This is a genomic window from Archangium gephyra, from assembly GCF_042230915.1.
GTDB lineage: Bacteria > Myxococcota > Myxococcia > Myxococcales > Myxococcaceae > Archangium > Archangium gephyra_B.
This window is the reverse complement of sequence record NZ_CP102578.1, coordinates 8,325,544-8,346,693: the sequence shown is the minus strand read 5'-3', so window position 1 is coordinate 8,346,693 and position 21,150 is coordinate 8,325,544. Positions and strand designations below refer to the sequence as shown.

The following is a 21,150-nucleotide window of genomic DNA, read 5'->3' as shown; positions in this document are numbered from 1 at the left end:
ACGTCCGGCCGGGGGAGCGCCTCCCTGGTCCGCAGGCCAGGGCCACCCGGAGTGATCCCCCAAGGACACTTGACGCCAACCATCCCAGGAACCGCTAAGATATTCCCGGGACCGCATTGGCTGCGGATGAAGCCCGATCACCTGGTGTCCTGGATGCTGGACGTTGGAAAAGGCTTTCTTGTGGCACGAGCGGAAGGGGGAGGGGCGGCACGGGCACGTGCGTCGCACCCGGAAGAGCGATCGAATTGCGCCGGGTATGGTTGAGCGGCCTGCCTGCTGAGGAGGGGTCCATGAGTGTCCCGATTCGAGACGTCCTGGTGGTACATCCGAACGCAGGCAGGCGGGCCGCGCTGGCCTCGGCTCTTCCCTCGTACCGGGTGGTAGCGGTGGAGTCGAAGAAAGAGGCGGCCTTCCGGATGGCGGATGCGGCTCCGGCCCTCATCATCGCGCCTCCCGACGATGCCCGGCTGTTCCTGCGGCAGGTGGCCCACACGGCCCCGGACGCGCTGCGCGTCTTCATCTGTTCCAAGTCGGATCCCGCCGGCCTGGCCGAGCTGGTGCAGAGCGCCGCCGAGGGCCACGTCTTCAGCGTGCTCGACGAGGCGCTCTCGGGCCCGGAGCTGGGCCGCACCATCTCCCATCTGCTGCAGCACCGCGGCTCCGCCTTCGCCACGGTGCCGCCCGGCGCCTACTCGGTGCACTTCGAGTGCAACGAGCAGGGCTACGCGGCCCGGTGCGTGGAGATCGGCAACTTCGGCGCCACGCTGCTGCTGCCCAGCGACGTGCCCGCCTCCGGCTTCCCTCCCGGCGCCACGCTCGAGGGGGTCCGCATCGAGCGCGAGGGGCAGCTGCTCCTGAAGACGACCTGGGCGCACGTGCAGCGGGCGCAGCCGGTGACGGACGAGCACGGCCCGCACCTGCGCGTGGGCATCTCCTGGGCCACGGCCATGCACCCGCCGCCGCCCGTGCCCGGCGTGACGATGGAGGAGCAGTCCGAGGTGGTGGCCACGCTGCGCAAGGGCTTGCGGCGCGAGGCCGTCATCTGGATGCAGCGCGCCAACGACTCCTCGGTGCAGCTGCGCCTGGAGGCGCCCGTCGTGGAGATGGTGGACGGGGTGGCCGTGCTGCGCTGCCACTCCACCGGCATGCTGGAGTGCGCGGTGGGCGACGAGGTGGACCTGTTCTTCGAGATGGGAGGACAGAGCTACTCGGGGGTGGGCCAGCTGCTCGCCAGCGGCGTGGATGGGAGCCTGGCGGTGCGGGTGCCCCGCGCGCTCGTCATCCGCAACTGGCGCAGCCTGCCGCGCTTCAAGCCCGGCCCCGACAACCGCTTCCTCATCTCCTTCCTCGCCCCCGTCACCGGCCAGCCCACCACCCGGGCCCCGTTGGACCTGAGCGTGGGAGGGCTCTCCTTCCCGTTCGATGCCGCGAGCGAGATCATTCCCGCTGGCTCGCGGCTCGACGCCACGCTGTTGCTGCCGGATGGCACCTCCACCCAGTGCCTGCTGGAGGTGCGCTCCATCCACGCGCTGCCCTCGGATGGCCGGCAGGATGGGGGGCTGCGGCCCTTCCGCGCCGGGGTCCGCTTCTCGGGGCTCGCCCAGGTCGCCCGCGATTCCATCCTGCGCGCCTTCATGAGCTCTCGCTGCGAGGCCATCTCCGATGGCAGCCACGTGCCCTTCCAGGACATCTGGCGCCTGATGGAGGAGGCCCGCTACCGCTTCCACCCGGACTACCCCTTCGGCGACGACTCGCCCCTGCCCATGCTGGAGGACACCCACCGCAAGGTGTACGGCTCGGGGGACCTGGGCCGCAGCCTCATCTACACCGGTGCCAAGGGCATGCAGGGCAACATCGCCGCCCTGCGCATCCACTCGCGCACCTGGCTCGTCCAGCACCTCGCCGTGCGCCCCGGCGTGCGCCGCAACGAGCAGATCTCCTACGATTTGAGCAACCTCGTCGTCGAGCTGGGCGAGGTGCAGCAGGACGTCGAGTTCATCCGCTACTCCTGGCGCAAGGACAACCGCTGGCCCAGCCGCCGCATGGGCTGGCTCGCCCGGGCCATGGAGACGCCGGGCCTGAGCATGCTGCGGCACTTCAGCTACCTGCGTCTGCCGCTGGACCCCCAGACGCCTCCGGCCCCCCAGGGGCTGCCGCGCGTGCGCGACGGGGTGCGCACCGACTACGTGTGGATCGAGCTGCACCTGCGCGACCGCGGGGAGCTGGTCCGGGTGCTGTGCGAGGATCTGCTGACGGACGAGGTGGACCTGAGCGGGTTGAGCGCGCGCTATGCCTCGCAGGGGTTGCACCGCCGCCGCCGCGTCTTCGTGGTGGATGGGGAGTACACCCCGCTGGCCGTGGCCCTCTCCGAGGAAGCCACCCCGGGCCTCAACCTCATCGAGAAGACGAACGCCTTCTGGCTCATCGTCCCCAACCGCAACCACCCCCAGGCCCGTGCGGCCACCCAGGCGCTCATCCAGCGCTGCGTGGAGCATGCCCGGGAGCGGGGCCGCCCCTCCGCCATCGCCCTGGTGGACGACGAGGAGATCGAGCCGCTGCAGGAGGCGGGCTTCGAGAACCTGGGGCGCTTCTCGGAGTGGATCTTCCACCGGTCGATGATCCGCCGGGGCTGTGAGCTGTGGCGCTCCGTCTTCGAGCGCCTGGGCGGGACACCCGCTCCCGATTGGGAAACAGAGGAGGCTGGGGAGTGAGATACATCATGGAGTCCAGCGACGAGACGCGCCGCCTGCTCGTCCAGGAGAGGACGGGCAATGCGCGCGAGGCGTTGCTGCTCTCGGGCCTCAAGCCCGGGGATCGCGTGCTCGATGCCGGGTGCGGCCCCGGGGGCATCACCGAGACCATCGCGGAGGTGGTGGGGCCCACCGGCCAGGTCACCGGGTTGGATTTGAGCGAGGAGCGGCTGGCCGAGGCGCGGCAGATCAACCGCCGCCGTCCCTACGTGCGCTTCCTCCAGGGGGACGTGCGCCGCACGGGGCTGCCGGACGCCGCCTTCGACTTCACCTGGTGCCAGTTCGTCCTGCAGTACGTGGCGGACCGGCCGGTGGCGCTCCAGGAGCTGGTGCGCGTCACCCGCCCGGGCGGCAAGGTGGTCATCTCCGAGTTCGACGGCTTCGGGCTGCTCAACTGGCCCTTCCCCGAGGCCCTCCGCGAGTGGAGCCAGCGCTTCGTCGAGGTGGTGACGCGCACCACCGGCTTCGACGTCTTCGTGGGCCGGAAGATCTTCACCGAGATGCGCCGGATGGGGCTGGGCAACGTGCGGGTGCACCTCTTGCCGCAGTACGTCATCGCCGGCGCGGCCGACACGACCCTGATGGTGGACTGGGAGACCCGGTTTTCCACGTTGGAGCCGGTGGTGGCCGCGGCGCTTGGCGGCCTGGAGTCCTACCGGGCCATGTGTAGGGAATACCTCCAGTTACTGGCGGACCCGGACGCTTTGAAGTACTCGGTTCTGTTGGTGACGGAAGGAACCCGCCCTTGAACCAAATGGTCGCGGAACAGCAGACGGCACCTCACCCGGACAATGCTCCGGAGGTGAGTGTGCGCACCACGTCCACGCTGCTGCTCTACTTCGAGCGGCAGTATGGCGCGGCCCGTCTCGCCGAAGTGTTCCGCGACCACCCCTTCAGCCTGTCGCTGGACTACCTGCGCACCCCCACCAACTTCATCTCCCTGCACTTCCTCGAGCAGCTGGCCGAGGTGCTGGTGAAGGAGTCGGGGGATCCGCAGTTCATGCGCAAGGCGGGCATCTCCCTGGCCGCGAGCCCCGAGGCGCTCGGGTTCGTGTACTACATGGTCCGGGCCTTCGGCTCGCTGGAGATCTGCTTCCGCAAGACCGTGGAGCACAGCTCCAGCTACAACCGGGTGGGCAGCTTCGAGATCGAGAAGCTGGAGCGCGAGCGGCTGGTGCTGGCCTACCGCAGCACCGTGCCCGAGGGCAGCCGCCACGTGTGCGAGCTGCGCATGGGCCAGTTCGCCTCGTTCCCCACCATCTGGGGGCTGCCGCCTGCGGACGTGAGCGAGAGCCAGTGCCAGGTGCAGGGGGCCGACTGCTGCCGCTACCACCTGCGCTGGATGGATCCGCTGCCCATGTGGGGCCGCTACACCGGCCTGCTGGTGGGCGCGGTGGGTGGGGTGGGGGCCAGCATGCTGGGCCTGGGCCATCCCGCCTTCACGGTGACGTCCATGTCGCTGGCCGGCGTGTCGCTGGGCAGCTGGTTGGACCTGCGCCGCGAGATGCGCCGCAAGGACGAGGCGCTCAACGAGCAGGCCCAGGGCATGATGGGCTCGCTCGAGGAGCTCCAGCAGCGCTACGACGAGATGTTCCGCATCAACGTCGCGCTGGAGGATCGGGTGGCCGCGCGCACGCGCGAGCTGACCGAGGCCAACGTGCGGCTGGAGGCGGCGCTCGCCAAGCAGAAGGAGCTGGATCGGCTCAAGAGCGAGTTCTTCGACAACGTCAGCCACGAGCTGCGCACCCCGCTCACGCTCATCCTCCTCACGCTGGACTCGCTGCTGCAGCGCGGCCCGGAGGAGTTCGCCCCGCCGGTGCGCCAGCACCTGGAGACGATGAACCGCAGCGCCGCGCGCCTGCTGCGCCTCATCAACAACCTGCTGGACTTGACCAAGCTGGAGGCGGGCAAGACGAAGCTGCGCTACGAGCCGTTGGATCTCCAGGGCTTCCTCTCCTCGCTGCTGGTGCCCTTCGAGGTGCTGGCGGACAAGAAGGGCGTGGAGCTGGAGCTGGAGGGCGGCGTCACGACGCCGGTGCACGTGGACGTGGTGCGCCTGGAGAGCGTCTTCCAGAACCTCATCTCCAACGCGCTCAAGTTCACCACGCAGGGCAAGGTGACGGTGCGTCTGCGCGAGGACGAAACCTGGGTGCACGTGGAGGTGATCGACACGGGCGTGGGCATCGCCGCGCAGGACCTGTCGGTCATCTTCGATCGCTTCGCCCAGGCGGACTCGAGCGGCACGCGGCGCTTTGGCGGCACGGGCATCGGCCTGGCGCTGGTGAAGGAGACGCTGGAACTGCACAAGGGCGGCATCGAGGTGTCCAGCGAGCTGGGCAAGGGCTCCAACTTCCACGCGCGGCTGCCCAAGGGCACGGCGCACGTGCGCGGGGAGCTGCACGAGAGCAACGGGGAGCCGACGTACCGGCCCACGCGCCGCACGGACATGGGGACGCTGATGGAGCCCGAGGGCCCTGGCGCCATCGCCACGCCCGCCGTGGAGGCGCTGCCCCTGCCCTCGCCGGACGCCGAGGCCAGCCCGGACGCGCCCCGCGTGCTGGTGGTGGAGGACGAGCCGGAGATCCGCGCCTTCCTGCGCCAGGTGCTCAAGCCCTACTACCGGCTGCTGGAGGCCACCAACGGCGAGGAGGGCCTGAAGACGGCGCAGAAGGAGCGGCCGGACCTCATCGTCTCGGACGTGATGATGCCGGTGATGTCGGGCATCCAGATGCTGGCGGCGCTGCGCAGCTCGCCGGAGACGGTGGACACGCCCATCATCATGCTCACCGCCCGCCAGGAGGTGGACGCCAAGGTGGAGGGCCTCTCCATGGGCGCCAACGACTACCTGGGCAAGCCCTTCTCGCCGCGCGAGATGCTGGCGCGCATCGAGGCCCAGCTGCGCCTGCGCGACGCGGCGGTGCGCGCGGCGGAGAACGAGCGGCTGGCGGCCACGGGCCTGCTCACCTCGGGCTTCGCCCACGAGGTGCGCAACCCCCTCAACGGCCTGATGAACGCGCTGCTGCCCTTGCGCGAGAGCCTCACCAGCGGCACCCCGGACACCGCCATGGCCGTGGCGATGTTGGACCTCATCGAGGAGTGCGGGCAGCGCATCCGCGGCCTCGCCGAGGGCCTGCTGTCCTTCGTGCGCACCAGCAGCAAGGCGGTGGCGGTGGACCTGGGCGCCTCCCTGGACGCCAGCGTGCAGGCGCTCTCGTGGCGGCTGCCGCCCGGTTTGAAGGTGGAGCGGGACTACCAGCTCCCCGAGCCGGTATGGGGAGATCCGGGCTCGCTCAACCAGGTGTGGGTGAACCTGCTGGACAACGCGGTGCGCGCCATCCCGCCGGACGGGGTCATCAAGGTGGCCACGTCGCGCGATGGCGAGGACGCGGTGGTGTCCATCATCGACAACGGCGTGGGCATCAAGCCCGAGCACATGGAGCGGCTCTTCCAGCCCTTCTTCTCCACCCGTGACGCGGGCGAGGGGACGGGCCTGGGCCTGGCGCTCTGCCAGCGCATCATCCTGCGCCAGGGCGGGCGCATCCGCGTCTTCAGCGAGCTGGGCAAGGGCACCCGGGTGGAGGTGCGGCTGCCGCTGGAGGCCAATCCGGACCGCATCCTCCCGCCGCTGCTCTCCGAGGGGAAGCCGGTACAGCCGCACTGGCGCACGTAGGCTCGGCTGGCGGGCGCCACCGTTCTTACGGGTAGGGCGGGCTTCTGGTACAACCAGGAGCCTTTTTTCTTTTTCTCCCCACCCGCGAGGAAACCTTCGCATGGCACAGAGTCCGGCCGCGGCCCCGACCAAGGGTCACCCCAAGGGCCTTTATCTGCTGTTCACCACCGAGATGTGGGAGCGCATGAGCTATTACGGCATGCGCGCCCTGCTGGTGCTCTACATGGTGGGGGCCACCGACAAGGGCGGCTTTGGCTGGAGCCAGGCCAAGGCGCTGCAGCTCTACGGCCTCTACACGGGCCTGGTGTACGCCACCCCGGTGATTGGCGGGTACCTCGCGGACCGGTTCCTGGGGCAGCGGCTGTCGGTGACGCTCGGCGGCATCCTGATGATGCTGGGCCAGTTCGTCCTGGCGATGCCCGGCAACTCGGAGGCGCTCTTCTACACGGGCCTGGGCCTGCTGGTGGTGGGCAACGGCTTCTTCAAGCCGAACATCTCCACGATGGTGGGTGGGCTGTACGAGCCGGGAGATCCGCGCCGGGATGGTGCCTTCACCATCTTCTATATCGGCATCAACGTGGGCGCGTTCATGGCCTCGGCGGTGTGCGGCACGCTGGGCGAGAAGTACGGCTGGATGTACGGCTTCGGCTCGGCGGGCGTGGGCATGGCGCTGGGCGTGATCGTCTTCCTGGCCTTGGGCAACAAGTTCCTGGGCAACGTGGGCAAGTCGCCGACGCATGTGAAGAGCAAGGCGAGCGCTTCCTCCCCGGCCGCGCCGCGGGTGGCGCTCACGCGTCAGGAGTGGGACCGCATCGTGGTCATCCTCGTGCTGGCGCTCTTCGTGGTGTTCTTCTGGGCGGCCTTCGAGCAGGCCGGTGGTCTGATGAACCTCTACACGGACGCCAAGGTGGACCGGGGCGTGTTCGGCTGGGAGGTGCCCACCACGTGGTTCCAGGCCGTGAACCCGCTCTTCATCATGCTGCTGGGCCCCATCTTCGCGGAGGTGTGGACGGGGCTGGGCCGCAAGGGCAAGGATCCGTCCATTCCGGCGAAGATGGCGATGGGCCTGTTGCTGCTCTCGTTCGGCTTCGTGTTCATGCTGGGCGCGTCCAAGCAGAGCGAGGCGGCGGGCAAGGCGGCGCTGATGTGGGTGGTGGCGGCCTACTTCTTCCACACGGCGGGTGAGCTGTGCCTGTCGCCGGTGGGCCTGTCGATGGTGACGAAGCTGGCGCCGACGCGGTTCGCCTCGCTGCTGATGGGGGTGTGGTTCATCGCCAACGCGGTGGCCAACTACCTGGCGGGCGTCATCGGCGGTTACGCGGAGAAGCTGGGCGAGTTCGACCTCTTCCTGGCCATCACCATCGCCACGGCGGCGGCGGGCGCGGTGCTGCTGGCCCTGGCGCCGATGCTCAAGCGGATGATGCACGGCGCGGACGAGACGAAGCCGGTGGAGCAGGTGAAGCTGGACGTGGAGTCGGCCCCCAAGACGCAGGTGGCCTGAGCCAGGCAGCTCCCTCTCTCTCTGGGAGAGGGCAGGGGTGAGGGTCTTCCCGCCCCAAACAGAAGGGCCCCGAGCGATGCCGCCCGGGGCCCTTTGTTTTTGCCTGCCCTGCTGTCCCACTCCCCACCGTCGGTCCACCCCTCTCCCTTCGGGAGAGGGACGGGGTGAGGGTATCGAGGCCCCGGGTTCCCCTCCGTGGCCCCGCGGTGCCTACAGCGCCTTCTTGCCCAGCTCGGAGACGGGAGGAATGGCGTGCTCGCCGGCGGCGGCGGGCGCGGGCGTGGCGGGCATGTAGTAGTCGCGGACCTTGTAGCGCGAGGCGATGAGCGCGAAGACGACCGCCGCGGCGAAGACGAGGGCCGCGTAGAAGAAGAGCGTGGCGGCCATGCCCTCGAAGACGTTGAGCCGGGCCACCAGCGAGACGAGCTGGTTGCCCACCGTCACCGTGAAGTTCCACAGGCTCATGATGGTGCCCTTGGCCTGGCGGGGGGCCTGGCTGTAGGCGAACTCGAGGCCGGTGGCGGACACGAGCACCTCGCCCAGGGTGAGCACGAGGTAGGGGCCCGCCTGCCAGAGGACGGAGGGCTTGGCGCCTCCATCCAGGCGCAGCTGGATGAGCGCCACCAGCACGTAGGAGAAGCCGGTGATGAACATGCCCGTGGCCATGCGGCGCAGCGGGGTGACCTGGATGCCCCGGCGCTCGAGCAGGGGGAACAGGACGAAGTTGTTCAGGGGGATGAGCAGCATCACCATGATGGGGTTGAGAGCCTGGAGCTGCGAGGGCGCCAGCTCGAAGCCGCCCACCATCAGGTCCATCTTCGTGGCCTGGATGACCCAGGTGGAGGCCTTCTGATCGAAGAGCGCCCAGAAGACGGGGATCATCGCGAAGATGCCCATGACGCGGAACACGGCCCTGGCGCTCTCGATCGCCTCGGGCGGGTGGCCGGCCGAGGCGGCGTGATCCAACCAGGACGTCGCGCCGGGCACCTTCTGCTTGGGGAAGAGCGCGGCGCTCACCACCCAGAGGAAGCCGTGGCGGGGGCCGAAGACGCCCCAGAGCAGCTTGCCGGTGAAGCCCTCGCGGTCACACCGGGTGGGCGGCACGTTCGTGTAGTGGTGCCGGCCCACCCAGAAGATGACGGTGGCGACGAACATCAGCACGCCCGGGATGCCGAAGGCCACCGCCGGTCCATACGTGCGCAGGGTGAGCGGGATGAACAGCGAGGCGAAGAACGAGCCGAAGTTGATGATCCAGTAGAAGAGCGCGAACACGCCCTTGACCAGGCCCTTGTTCTGCTCGGTGAACTGGTCCCCCACGAAGGAGGAGACGCACGGCTTGATGCCGCCGGAGCCCAGGGCGATGAGGAAGAGGCCCGCGTAGAAGCCCTGGCGGTTGTCGTCGTAGACGGCCAGCAGCAGGTGGCCCACGCAGTACAGCAGCGACAGCCAGAGGATGGTGCGGTACTTGCCGAAGAAGCGGTCCGCGATGATGCCGCCCAGCAGCGGGAAGAAGTAGACGAGCGAGACGAAGTCGTGGAACACGGCCTTGGCCGCCGTCTGCCGCGCGGCCTCGTCCGGGACGTGATTCACCAGCAGGTACTGGATGAGGAACACCGTGAGGATGTTCCGCATCCCGTAGAAGCTGAAGCGCTCACAGGCCTCGTTGCCGATGATGTAACTGATTTGCGGCGGGTACCGTTCGCGCGTGGGGGCGGTGGGCGTGCTGGCCATGGACGGGGACATCCTCGTCGGTTGGGGTTCCAACCGGCTTGCCTACCCCAGGGGTGGCCCCGAGCACAACCCACGGGCGGCTCACTGCATCAACGCCACGCCGACGTAGGGGCCCGTGAAGAGGTCGCGGGTGGGCACGCCGTAGGGGTCCAGGCGGCCCTGATCGTCCAGGTAGGTGGCGCGGTAGCCGCCCCGCATCCGCACCGGGCCGAGCTTCAGCGCCAGTCCGGCCTCCGCGCTCAGCTGGGTGAAGGGCAGGGGCGTCCAGTGGGCGCTCGCCTCCAGCGCGAGCGGACCCATCACGCGCATCAGCGTGCTCGCGCCCAGCCCCGGTCCGATGAAGATGACGTCCGGGGCGAAGGCCAGGTCCAGTCCGGCCATCAGGCGCACGCGCAGGTCGTCGCGCGACACCAGCACCACGCCCGGCTTGAGCGACAGCAGCGAGACGGTGTCCCGGCCCGGCGAGCCATCATCCGTGGCCAGGTTGAAGACGTTGAGCCGCGAGCCGAAGGTGAGCTGCTCTCCATCCACCTGCAGCCCCAGCCCCATCGCGTAGCCCTTGGAGACGAAGCCCGCGTCCGCCGTGAGGTCCACCCGGGTGGGCTTCGTGGGCCCTTCAGGCGCCGTGGTGCTCGGGGGAGGCATCATCCGGCGGCGCCACGCCAGGTCGTAGTACCTGCCGTAGATGTACGGACGGCCCGGTCCCATGTACGGCCAGGCCCAGGCGGGATCGTAGTAGTAGCGGACCCAGGGGTTTCCGTAGAACCCGTCGTACCCATACCCATAATAGGGGTTGTAACGGGGTCTGCCCCAGCCGCCGCTGCCACCGCCCGGAGTCGAGGGGCTCGGGGACGAGGGGGACGACGAGGAGGGTGGACGCTTGCCGAAGCGCGCCTCGGCACTTCCGGAGCCGAGTCCCATCAGGAGCACGGCCAGCACGGCGAAGCCTTGTTTCCACATGGTCCTACTCCCGTGCAACCGGCGGTGAGAAGGCGAGGTCCGGTTGCCCTTGCGCGCAGCGCAACACGCGCCGGGACAGGATACTCCCGGAGCGTCCCGCACGCAGCCAACCCGCTCGACACGCCCACGGATGAGTATGGGGTGCGCTTCTCCTTGCGCGGCCTGGTCACCTCGACGGCCCCTGACTAGGGCGCGACTTCGTCGGAGAGCACTTTGCCGTTCTTGTCGAGGACGGCCTTCCAGGGGCGGTACTTCTCCCCGTCCTCGTACAAGCGGCCGGTGATCGAGATGGAGAGATCAGGCAGGAGTTCGTAACGATCGCCGATGCGCGGGCGGCCGCCGCGGAAGTGGTAGTCCCAGAGGACCTTGCCCTGGGCGTCGAGTCTCACCACGCGTGTGACCGGGTGACTGCCCGGGTGGACGTACGAGACGACGTCCGCCACGCAGCCGCCGTCGGGCAATGCCGCGACCTGGCCGCCTTCGTAGTCGAGGAAGCCCTTCTTCACGAGGATGCGCTGCCACTTCGGCTTGCCGTCCGGACCGAGTTTCGCGACGACGGGACGCGTGCGGCCGACCTTGTAGTCATCGTCCGAGTTCTCGCTCAGCGTGCCGATGAGGAAGATGTCGCCGGTCTTGTTGACGACGAACTGCGAGAAGCTCGCGTTCGGATCCTCTTTCCGGTCTTCGTAGAGGAGGTGGTTCGCGTCGGCGTACTGCTTCCCGAGGACCACGCCCTGCGCGACCTTCATGTCGCCGCCCGAGCCTCCGTCGACTTCCGGCGACGTCACGTCGTCCGGAACCTCGTAGAGCCGCCACCCCTTGCGGTCTGGCCAACCCTTCTTGTCGACGTACGGAATCAGCAACATCCGCCCGTCGAGCCCGGAGAAGATGGCGGACGACACGACTGCATCCGCTCCGGGAAAGACCATCCGCACCGGAATCGAGGTCTGGAGCTTCAAGTCGGAGACGCGTCGCACTTCGACGGTCTTGGGCGAGGTGAGCTTCGTGTTCGAGAACACGAGGAAGCTCTTCCCGGAGGGCGTGGGGATGTAGACGTCGACCCTCTTGTGGCCCGGCCCCTTGAGATCGATCTTCTTCTTCTCGAGATCGATCCGGATCATCTGCCCGAGCTCATTCGAGCCGAGGATGAGGTAGCGGTTGTCCGGCGAGAACACCTGGCCGTACGCGGTGAGCAACGAGGGATACGCGTCCACCGTCTTCGAAGGGATGTCGACGACCAGCACCTGCGCCGGAGGGTTCGGCTTGTCGTCGCGCTGAATGCCGACGTCGTTGTACTCGACGAGCGCGAGCTTCGTGCCGTCACGGCTGAAGAGCTGCGGGCCCGAGTTCAGCTTGAGCGGCCTGGCGCGCTTCGGCAGGTCGACCTTCATCGTCCAGTCGATCTCGCGAGTTCGCAGATGGACGCGGCTCAGCTCGAGCGAGGTGTAGCCGGTCTTGCTCACGTTGCCGGCCGGATTCGCGCCGATCGCGAAGTAGAAGTACTCGTCGGTGGAATCGAAGCCGATGTCTTCGATGTGGCGCGTGTCGTCCCACGGGCTGAGGAACACGAGCTCGGAGAACCGGTTCGTGCGTGTGTCGTACTGGCAGAAGTAGGTCGCGATCGCTTCGTGGTTCTTCGATGCGTTGAGGGTGAGCGAGAAGACCTGCCCGTCGAAGTGGACGACGCGTGCCATCGGGGAGGTCCGTGTCCCGAGCACCTGGAGGTGCGCCTGGGGGAACTCGTGCAACGGCAGCGGCACCTCGACGGCCTTGCGCTCCTGGAAGTCGAAGAACTGGTAGTACGGCATCCTCGTCTTGCCGGTGTCAGGGCGCCACTCGACGCTGACGAGGACGAAACGCTGCGCGCTCAGCTTCCTCGCGTTGGCGTTCGGCATCTCCGGAAACTCGGCGGCGAATCGGAGTCCGCCGGCAACCGCGAGCTGTGACCAGAGAAGGACGAGAGCAGCGATGCACGTTCGCACGCTGAGAATTGTATGACGCATACGGACCGTGACGTTGCGGACGCGCGCGGAATTCACTCCCAGGCACTTATCTGGCCGCCTCCCACGCCACTCAATGCCCGAGCGATGAGGGCGGTGGCTTCGCGCTGAAGGCGGGCACGTAGCACTTGCCCTGGTGCTCGTGGAGGGAATCCGGGCACGGAGCCTTCAGCTCGTGAGGCATCCAGCACGCGCCGACGAGCTCCACCTCGGTGTAGCGGGTGCACGGAGGGCGCTTCTGCCCTTTGTAGGGCTCTTTCGGCAGAGGCCGGGCGAGCACGAATGGCTCATCGAGGGTGGTGTCCGCGAGCAACCTATCGATGGAGGGGGTTGGCACCTCTGCTGCCGTGGGATCCTCGTCGCCCAGGGGCGCTGGCGGGGCGCTCGGGGGTTGGGACACGGGGGCCAGACGCACCAGCGCGAAGAGCAGGGCGCACACCGTGGCGGCACTCAGCACGCCCCACCCCAGGCGCCACTGGAGGCGAGGCTCGTGGGGGTCGGCGAAAACGCGAGCCATGCGCCGCACTTCCTCGAGCGCCCCCTCCAACGTGAGCAGCAGCGACTCCGCTGACTGCCTGTCCTGGGCCCTGGCCCAGCCGGTGTGCTCCACTTCCATGGCGGAGTAGCCCCGTGAGGCCCAGGAGCCGAGGCGCACCCGCCAGTCCTTGCGCGGTGCCGCGCCCTCCTCGGCGGAGTGCTTGCGCACCAGGGCCGTGGCCCCGCTCGTCTCGTGCGTGGCCAGATAGAGTTCCTCCTGGCTGTCGTCGGACTGCTGCACCTGCTCCTGAATCAGGTACGGCCCCAACCGCTCCGGTTCCTCCCCGCTCGCCTCGGACTTCTTCTTCTCGTCCACACGTGCCTCCTCGTCGGCATCCCCGACTCCTAGTGACCGGGGGCTCTTGTTCGCATGGAGCGGGCCCGGCTTCCAGGAGGTGCTCGGTGCATCAGGTGGGGGCCTACCCACAGGTGTACTCTCGCGAGGCCGGGCCCACCTCGAGTTCCGCCTCAGGAACGCCCCCGCAGCCCCTGCTTGATGGCGGTTTCGACCGGCGAATAGCCGCTGTCCTCGCGCTCGAGCCGGAAAGGCTCCGCCAAGTGCAGCGGCGGTTGTGCCATGAAACGAGGCTTTGTGCCGTGGTGGGGCTGCGCTGATTTCTCCAGTCGCCAAGGCCTCGGGCCGCCTGGCCGTCATGTCCAGCTTGCCAGCCAGCTCCATGAATGACAGGCCTGCTTCGCCCGCGGGTTCCAGAAGCCGCGCCACGTCGAGATGGGATCCGCTCCGGATGCGGGTGGGCGCATCGTGTTCACCCACGTCCGAGAACAGGAAGAGCATCAGGAGCGCGCTCTCTCTTGAATGGACGCTGATGCGATAGGAGAAGAAGTCGGTGGGATCCTCCCCCGGATAGCTCGCATCCACATGCAAGCCCGCGTCGCCTGGATCCTCGGGGCTTGGGAACCGCACCAGGAAGGTGCCAAGGCTGAACCGGGGAGCCCAACGCCCCCTCCCGATTTGGGCTGGGATCTCAGCCGGTATCTCTCCAAAGGATGGCGAGACCTTCCTCCGCGAGCTCGCGAGGGAACGCCTCGTCGATCCGGGCGAATCCATCTTGGATGAACTGCTCGATCTGGGCGTCACTGGGCCTGGGGAGGGTCGTCACTGGTACCCACCTTTCTGGAGCTTCGACGAATGCTGCTGCCCAGAGGCCCTGGATCCTGCCTCCACACCGCTCCCCCAAGCAGGTGCGGAGGAGGTGAACGAAGCGCCCCAGGCAGCGGCCAGCAAGGAGCCGCTGAAGGAGAGGACGCCGCGATGGGACCAAGCCGAGCTACTCAGCAGGACGTTGGACTTGGACGTGTTGGCCTGCGTGAGAGGTGGAGGCAGGCGACGAGTTTTAGCGGGCCGTGCCGGCCACCCGGTGGGGGAGGCGCCATTGTGGAGCACCTGGGCCAGGCCACGGCAGGTGCGAGGCTGGCCCCGGCGCGAGGGCCCCCAGAGTGCGTGGTGTTGAGGCTCAAGCCGCCCCAGCCAAGAGAGCCAAGCCCCCTGCCGCGCACCTCATGGGAGGTCGGCCTGGGCAGGCGTGTACCCCAAGGGGCTGCGCGGCTTGTCCACCCGCCTGGCGCACTGCTCGGGCGGCCCCCGTCAGCGGCCCTCCTCGGCCCCTGCGCTCCAGCCCTCACCCTCCACATGGCCTCTCTCCCGCCTATACGCCAGCCCAGGCGGACCACCATCTATCCACCGATTATCGGGCCCGCCGCCGCGGCCAGGGACCGGTAGAAAGGCCGGAACAGCACGTCCAGGATGAGCGCCAGCACGCCCAGGTAGACGAATCGGATGTAGATCGGGAGGTAGTCGGCCTGGAGTTCGTCGAGTTGCTCGGGGATGAAGATGGGGGCTCCATGGACGGGGGATCTCCTAAGCCCTCACCCGGGTCCTCTCTCGGGGGGGCAATGGCTCTTCACTGGGGTGTCGTGCAGGCTCCCTGTATGCTCCGCTCCCTGGGGTTTACACTCGAGTGAGGAGGCAGAGGCATGGCCGCGCTGAACTGGCTGCACTTCACGGATCGGCACGTTGGCAGTCGTGAGGCGTGGGCCTGGGAAGCAGTCAAGAAGCTCCTGCTGAAGGACCTTGAAGAGCTGAGCCGCAAGCAGGCGGAGGCAGGCCACGGACCCTGGGACGTCGTCTTCTTCACGGGGGACTTTGCCTTCAGTGGGCAGCGCAAGGAGTACAAGGCGCTGGCGAAGGAACTCGACGAAATCTGGGGCGCGCTATGCGATCCATGGCCCGGTGCAGCGCCTCCGGTGTTACTCGCGGTCCCTGGCAACCATGATCTAGAGCGCCCGACAAATCGGGCGCGTGTCCTCGATTTGCTCCAAGCTCACCGAGGAAAGAAGCACCCCACCGAGCTGCTGTTCAATCAGGACCCCGGATGGGTCAAACAGGTCGAAGCTCGGTTCGCGGCGTATGCGGCTTGGTGGAAGAGCTGTCCCTACCGGCCCAGGCAGGAGTTGAATGAAGGATTCCTGCCTGGCGATCTCTCCTTCACCCTGCACAAGGAGGGGGTGTGTTGGAGATTCGTGGGGCTCAACACCGCGTTCATGGATTTGAAGGACAAAGTGGAGGAAAAACTTCGGATCCACATCAAACAGCTCGATGCGGCCTGTGGTGGCTCACTGGAGCGTTTCCTCGGCGAGGGGGATCCCGCATTCCTCTTCAGCCATCATCCGCCGAGCTGGCTTACCGCCGAGGCGCGGATGCATTACCAACAGGATATCTATCCGCCCCATCGGTTCATCGCGCATCTCTGCGGCCATCTGCACGTCGCCCGTGCGGAGCGGCGCAGTATGGGCTTCGGCGATGAGCGGAACCTGTGGCAGGGAACCTCGCTCTTCGGCCTGGACAAGATCGAAGGCCGACTGGATAGGCGGTATGGGTACTCGGCGGGGCGCCTGGAGCAGAAACCAGCCGGTCGTTGGTGCGTCCAACACTGGCCTCGGTTGGTGGTGGGGACCCAGAACGGCACCTTCCGATTGGCTTCAGATCCCTCCTTCGAGCTGTCAGGGGATTTCCTTTCCACGCCGCCCATGGAGATTGGCGGGCGGAGAGCGCGCATGTCTTCGGGCAAGGAGACGACTCCTCCCGCTCCGATACATGCGGCACCCCATGAGGGGGAATGGAGCCAAGTTGTCAGCGAGAGTTCTTTGTGGAAGTCGGTGGACACCGACACCAGGGGGGGGGAGAGCGGAGCGCTCAAGACGCTGGCTGTGGAGATGGTGCAGGAGTGCGAACGAGTCTGGGACGCGACGGATGCGATAGTTCCCGAAGACCCCTGGAGGGATCGGCAATATCCGAGCAGGGTCGTGAGGCGGTTGGAGCGCTTCATTGGAACCAAACCAGGGAACCTCGAAGCCGAGGAAGTTCTCCTCCTCCTGGTTGCTCCCTTTATCCGTGAGGCCGTGCGCGCTGCTGGAAGCCAGTGGCTGGTGAGGGGGGAGCCAGAGCAATTTGAGGATACGGCTAGTACGATGCCTCCTCGTCTCCTGTTGGAGCAGATCCACCGATCTCGACGGGAATTGATACATCGCGCGGATGAGCTGGGCAGCAATGATAGGCGAGCAGTCGCTCTTTGGATGATGCAGCGTGCGGTGGAACGGGCTCCAGAACTATGGGTGCCTTCACCCGAAGTGCTCGAAGCGGTGCGACTGGCTGACAGGCTCGAAGAGCAGGTCCGCCGCCGGGATGTCGAATGGCTCAACTGGCAGCGACTGACGAATTTGGCCAGGTGTGTCGGAGTCAATCCTGAGGTTCTGGAAGAACGGCAGGGGTTGAAGGAGGAGGTGCATTTTGGCGGAGTGAAGTTGCGCTTGCCCGCGCTGGCACGGCTTCTGAGCGCTGCAGGCCAGGCGGCACTCGACATCCGCAGGGTGGATGAGGCCGCCGTCGAGCACATCGGGCTTGGAGACGGCTTCCAACTGGGAGCCCTGCGAACCGCGCTCCAGGAGGCGCGCTGGTCGATCCGCGAGGACGACGACGCCCTGGAGTACATTTGTCAGCACCCGGTCGTGGACTTTGTACTCAGGGAACTTGTTGCCCGCGCTGATGAGGCACTGCAGCGGATTCACCAGAAGCAGCATTCATCTGGCACCGAGGCGACACTTGCGCTCCTTCGTCGGCTGCCAGCACGCTTCTCGGACGCAGGTGTCAAACCTGCGGCTGATCAGGCGCGGCGTCCCTGTTACCAGATGCCACACATCCGTTTCCGCCTTGAGCACAACCGGATTCGGGATCTGCTCATGGGTCAGCAGCTTTATACGGACCCGGTCCTGGCGATCCGTGAGCTGTATCAGAATGCCTTGGATGCGTGTCGCCGCAAGCGTGCGCGTCAGCAATATCAAGGGACGGCATACGACGGGCGCATCTCCTTCCGGCAGATCAGTTCGGGTGAGCAGCCATATATTGAATGCGAAGACAACGGCGTTGGAATGAGCGTGCATGATCTGGAGCAGCTCTTCGCAATGGCTGGACGGCGCTTCGTGGATGCGCCTGAGTTTCTGGATGAAATGGCTGAATGGAGGCGGCGAGGGATCGAGTTCTATCCGAACAGCCAGTTCGGAATCGGTGTGCTCAGCTACTTCATGATTGCCGAGCGAATCGAGATTGTTACCCGCCCAGTTCCGCGGCAAGGGCGGCCAGGCCCGCTGATCACAGCAAGGATTTCCAGTGCCAGTGGCCTCTTTCATCTGACGGAGACAAGAGATGATGAGACGCTGATTACGGGGGGAACGCGCGTACGGCTCTTCCTGAAGCGGGTCGTGAATAAGACATCGAATGTGAGCTTTCTGCCTTCAGCTCAAGGAGTTCTCTCCCGGTTGGTCTGGGTTGCTGAGTTCGAGACCGTCGCGCATGAGGAGGGGCGGCCTGAACGCAGATGGGCGCCCCTCCGGCTTACTCTTCCGCCTGGAGTTGAGAAATCAGTTTGTTCGACCAGCAACCCGAACCTTTGGTGGTTTGATGGGGACGGGCCAATCCTGGCCGATGGCATTGCGACGGAGGAGCGTTATCCGTTGGCCATTGTCAACCTGCGCGGCCGGCAGTACCCGGAGTTGACCATCGATAGGAGGCACATTGTTTCATGGAAGCCACGATGGGCGGCGGGGGAGCTTGAAGCAAGCTGGCGTTCCTTGATTGATTGGTCTGGCTTGACCTTTGAGTTCTTATGGAAGCTGGAAGAGAAGAACGTCTCCATCGCCCGAAAGCTCTTCCGAGAGTTGCGGGACAGACAAGTGGCCTTGCCGCTGAATGCCAGGAGCGAATGGAATACGCGGGTTAGGGTTGATCAGTTGGGGTGCTTTGCAGGTGACCTCAAGCTCTTGATGGGCGAGGAGCTTGATTCCATGGCTGTTGACTCGAGAATACGTGAACGGATTGATGCTTGGCGCCTTGATGCTTGGATGCAAGCGGGTGTTCCTGAGGAAATCTGGAGACGTGCGTTTGCGAGGTCAATGTCGGGGAACTCCAATCTGAAGGAGATTTTAGAGCGGTCGAGTTCGGTTGTCGCTGAGCCGGGCGATATGTTGCTAATGAGCACGCTGCTTGGGGGAAAATATTCGCGCCAACTGCCGGGGAAAAGAACGCTCTTCGTGCAGGATGCTCTGCGAGTAGCCTTGACACTTGGACATCCTCCAAGGGAAGTGGCTCAACGCTTGATGGTGATTGGGGTGATCTGTGCGGACTCGATATCCATTGACCCAAGTGCGTTGGGAGGTATTGAGCTTGGGGAGATTGACTTGCTCTTGGTTTCAAGGGACCTCGATGGCCAGTCCCCCTGGCTATCGGGACGAGTGCCCATGCCGCACGTGCTGGCTGCCGCGGAGCGAAGCAAGCGCTCTTTGGATGAGGTGGCCAGCCGTTTGCGGACCCTCGCTCCTGTCTTTGATTTGCAATTGGAGCTTGGCGCAGAAACGCTGGCGCAGGTGGATTGGAAGCCGGGCGACCTCCAGTTGCTCTCTCGGAACCTGGATGGCACTGCCCCTTGGCTGTCGGGGAGAGTGTCCACGCCGCACATGCTGGCTGCCGCAGAGCGACTCAAGCGCTCCGTGGAGGAGGTGGCCAGCCGTCTACGGGCTGTCGCTCCTGTGTTGGGTCTGGAACTGGAGCCTGGAGTGGATGGGCTGGCGCAGGTGGAATGGAAGTCGGGCGACCTCCAGTTGCTCTCGCAGAGCCTGGATGGCAGTGCCCCCTGGCTATCGGGTCGAGTGCCTGCCCGTCACGTACTGGCGGCTGCAGAGCAATTCGGACGCTCCGTGGAGGAGGTGGCCAGCCGTCTGAGGGTTCTCTCTCCTGTGTTGGGCTTGGAATTAGAGCCTGGAGTGGAGGTGCTGGCGCAGGTCGGACATGAGTGGGGGGACCTCCAGTTGGTCTCACAGGAGCCGGAGGGCCGTGCTCCCTGGCTATCGGGGCAAGTGCCTGCCCGGCACGTGCTGGCTGCAGCGGAGCGACTCAAGCGCTCCGTGGAGGAGGTTGCTAGCCGTTTGAGGATCCTCGCTCCTATATTGGGCCTGGAATTGGAGCCTGGAGTGGACGCGTTGGTGCGGGTGGACTGGAAGCCAGGCGACTTCCAGTTACTCTCACTGAGTCTGGAAGGAGGTCCTCCCTGGCTGTCAGGGAGAGTGCCTGCTCGGCATATGCTTTGGGCGGCGGAGCGGCTCGGGCGTTCGGTGGAGGAAGTGCTCAGCCGTCTGAGGACCCTCGCTCCTGTGTTGGGTCTGGAACTGGAGCCTGGAGTGGAAGTGCTGGCGCAGGTCGGACGAGAGTGGGGTGATCTCCAGTTGCTCTCACGGGACCTGGATGGGCGAGGCCCCTGGCTATCGGGGCAAGTGCCTGCCCGGCACATGCTGATGGCGGCAGATCGTCTCAGGCGCTCCGTGGAGGAGGTGGCCAGCCGTCTGAGGACCTTCGCTCCTGTATTGGGCTTGGAGTTGGCGCCTGATGTGGAAGGGGTTGCACAGGTGGGGCTAGAGCCGGGCGACTTCCAATTGCTCTCTCGGGACCTAAATGGGCGTGTGCCTTGGTTGTTGGGGCGAGTGCCTGCTCCGCATGTGCTGGCGGTGGCAGAGGGCTCTGGGCGCTCTGTAGAGGCGGTGGTCCGCCGTCTGAGGACCCTCGCTCCCGCATGGGGCCTGGAACTGGAGCCTGAAGTGGAAGCGCTGGTGCAGATAGGACTCGAGCCGGGTGACCTCCAGTTGCTTTCGCGGGACCTGGATGGCAGTGCCCCCTGGCTGTCGGGGCGAGTGTCCGCTCTGCATGTGCTGGCTGCGGTGGCGGAATCCGGGCGCACTGTGGAGGAGGCGGTACGCCGTCTGCGGGCCTTCGCTCCTGTATTGGGCCTGGAACTGGAGCCTAGAGTGGAAGCGCTGGTTCAGGTAGGAAAAGAGCCGGGCGACCTCCAATTGCTTTCGCGGGACCTGGATGGCAATCAGCCTTGGCTGTCCGGGTCAGTGCCAGCTCAGCACGTGCTGACTGCGGCGGAGCGACTTGGGCGTTCCGTGGAGGACGTTGCCCGCCGCTTGGTGACCTTGGCGCCCCTGCTTGGTCTTTCGTTCGACTTTGTTCCCGAGTCAGTCAGGCTCGAGCGCAAACCACGTGGAGTCGCAGTGACGAGTCACACTCCCTGATGCCGGTGATGCGCTCCTCGGGACCCTGACTTCATCCCTTGCACTGGCTTTCAGCCAGCCCTACAGAGGAGGCATTCTCGGCGCGTACCGGCGCGACCACCGCAGGGCGTGAGTTGCCACGCCCTGGGTCCAGGGGGCTGCGTACGCCTTCACTCACTCCCAGGTACCATTGACGCACGTCGCGTTGGACGTGTTGGTTTGCGTGAGAGGTGGAGGTAGGCGACGAGTTTTGGCGGGCCGTGACGGCACCCGGTGGGGGAGGCGCCATGCTGGAGCACCTGGGCCAGGCCCCGGCAGGTGCGAGGCTGGCCCCGGCGCGAGGGCCCCCCAGAGCGCGTGGTGTTGAGGCTCAAGCCGCCCCAG

The 21,150-nt window shown here is 66.4% G+C and carries 9 protein-coding genes; 5 read left to right on the top strand and 4 right to left on the bottom strand.

Going from position 1 to position 21,150, the window contains the following annotated elements; genetic code table 11:
• Nucleotides 1-290 precede the first annotated feature (290 nt).
• The 4 genes from NR798_RS32565 to NR798_RS32550 all read left to right on the top strand — a co-directional run bounded on the left by NR798_RS32565 (nucleotide 291) and on the right by NR798_RS32550 (nucleotide 7,921).
• Nucleotides 291-2,711 (top strand): PilZ domain-containing protein, encoded by a 2,421-nt coding sequence (locus tag NR798_RS32565; RefSeq protein ID WP_375766421.1) that lies wholly within the window; start codon nucleotides 291-293, stop codon nucleotides 2,709-2,711.
• Entirely contained in the window at nucleotides 2,708-3,499 is a 792-nt protein-coding gene (locus NR798_RS32560; protein ID WP_375766420.1) for a class I SAM-dependent methyltransferase, read from the top strand. Before NR798_RS32565 ends, NR798_RS32560 begins: the two co-directional genes overlap by 4 nt.
• 5 nt (nucleotides 3,500-3,504) lie before the next feature.
• Entirely contained in the window at nucleotides 3,505-6,420 is a 2,916-nt protein-coding gene (locus NR798_RS32555) for an ATP-binding protein (RefSeq protein WP_375773855.1), read from the top strand.
• 100 nt (nucleotides 6,421-6,520) lie between these two features.
• A complete protein-coding gene (locus NR798_RS32550; RefSeq protein ID WP_375766419.1) occupies nucleotides 6,521-7,921 on the top strand; it encodes a peptide MFS transporter in 1,401 nt (466 codons plus the stop codon).
• Nucleotides 7,922-8,131: 210 nt separating this feature from the next.
• Here the strand turns inward: NR798_RS32550 and NR798_RS32545 are convergent, their stop codons facing one another.
• From NR798_RS32545 to NR798_RS32530, 4 genes are all read right to left on the bottom strand, one after another.
• Entirely contained in the window at nucleotides 8,132-9,652 is a 1,521-nt protein-coding gene (locus NR798_RS32545) for a POT family MFS transporter (RefSeq protein WP_375766418.1), read from the bottom strand.
• A gap of 81 nt (nucleotides 9,653-9,733) precedes the next feature.
• Entirely contained in the window at nucleotides 9,734-10,612 is an 879-nt protein-coding gene (locus NR798_RS32540) for a hypothetical protein (protein WP_375766417.1), read from the bottom strand.
• 185 nt (nucleotides 10,613-10,797) lie between these two features.
• A complete protein-coding gene (locus NR798_RS32535; protein WP_375766416.1) occupies nucleotides 10,798-12,507 on the bottom strand; it encodes a hypothetical protein in 1,710 nt (569 codons plus the stop codon).
• A 178-nt stretch (nucleotides 12,508-12,685) separates the two neighbouring features.
• Nucleotides 12,686-13,465 carry a hypothetical protein gene (locus NR798_RS32530; protein WP_375766415.1) on the bottom strand — a complete coding sequence of 260 codons (780 nt, stop codon included), beginning with the start codon at nucleotides 13,463-13,465 and terminating at the stop codon, nucleotides 12,686-12,688.
• 1,679 nt (nucleotides 13,466-15,144) lie between these two features.
• Here NR798_RS32530 and NR798_RS32525 point away from each other — a divergent pair.
• Nucleotides 15,145-20,787 (top strand): metallophosphoesterase, encoded by a 5,643-nt coding sequence (locus tag NR798_RS32525; RefSeq protein ID WP_375766414.1) that lies wholly within the window; start codon nucleotides 15,145-15,147, stop codon nucleotides 20,785-20,787.
• The last annotated feature ends 363 nt before the right edge of the window (nucleotides 20,788-21,150 follow it).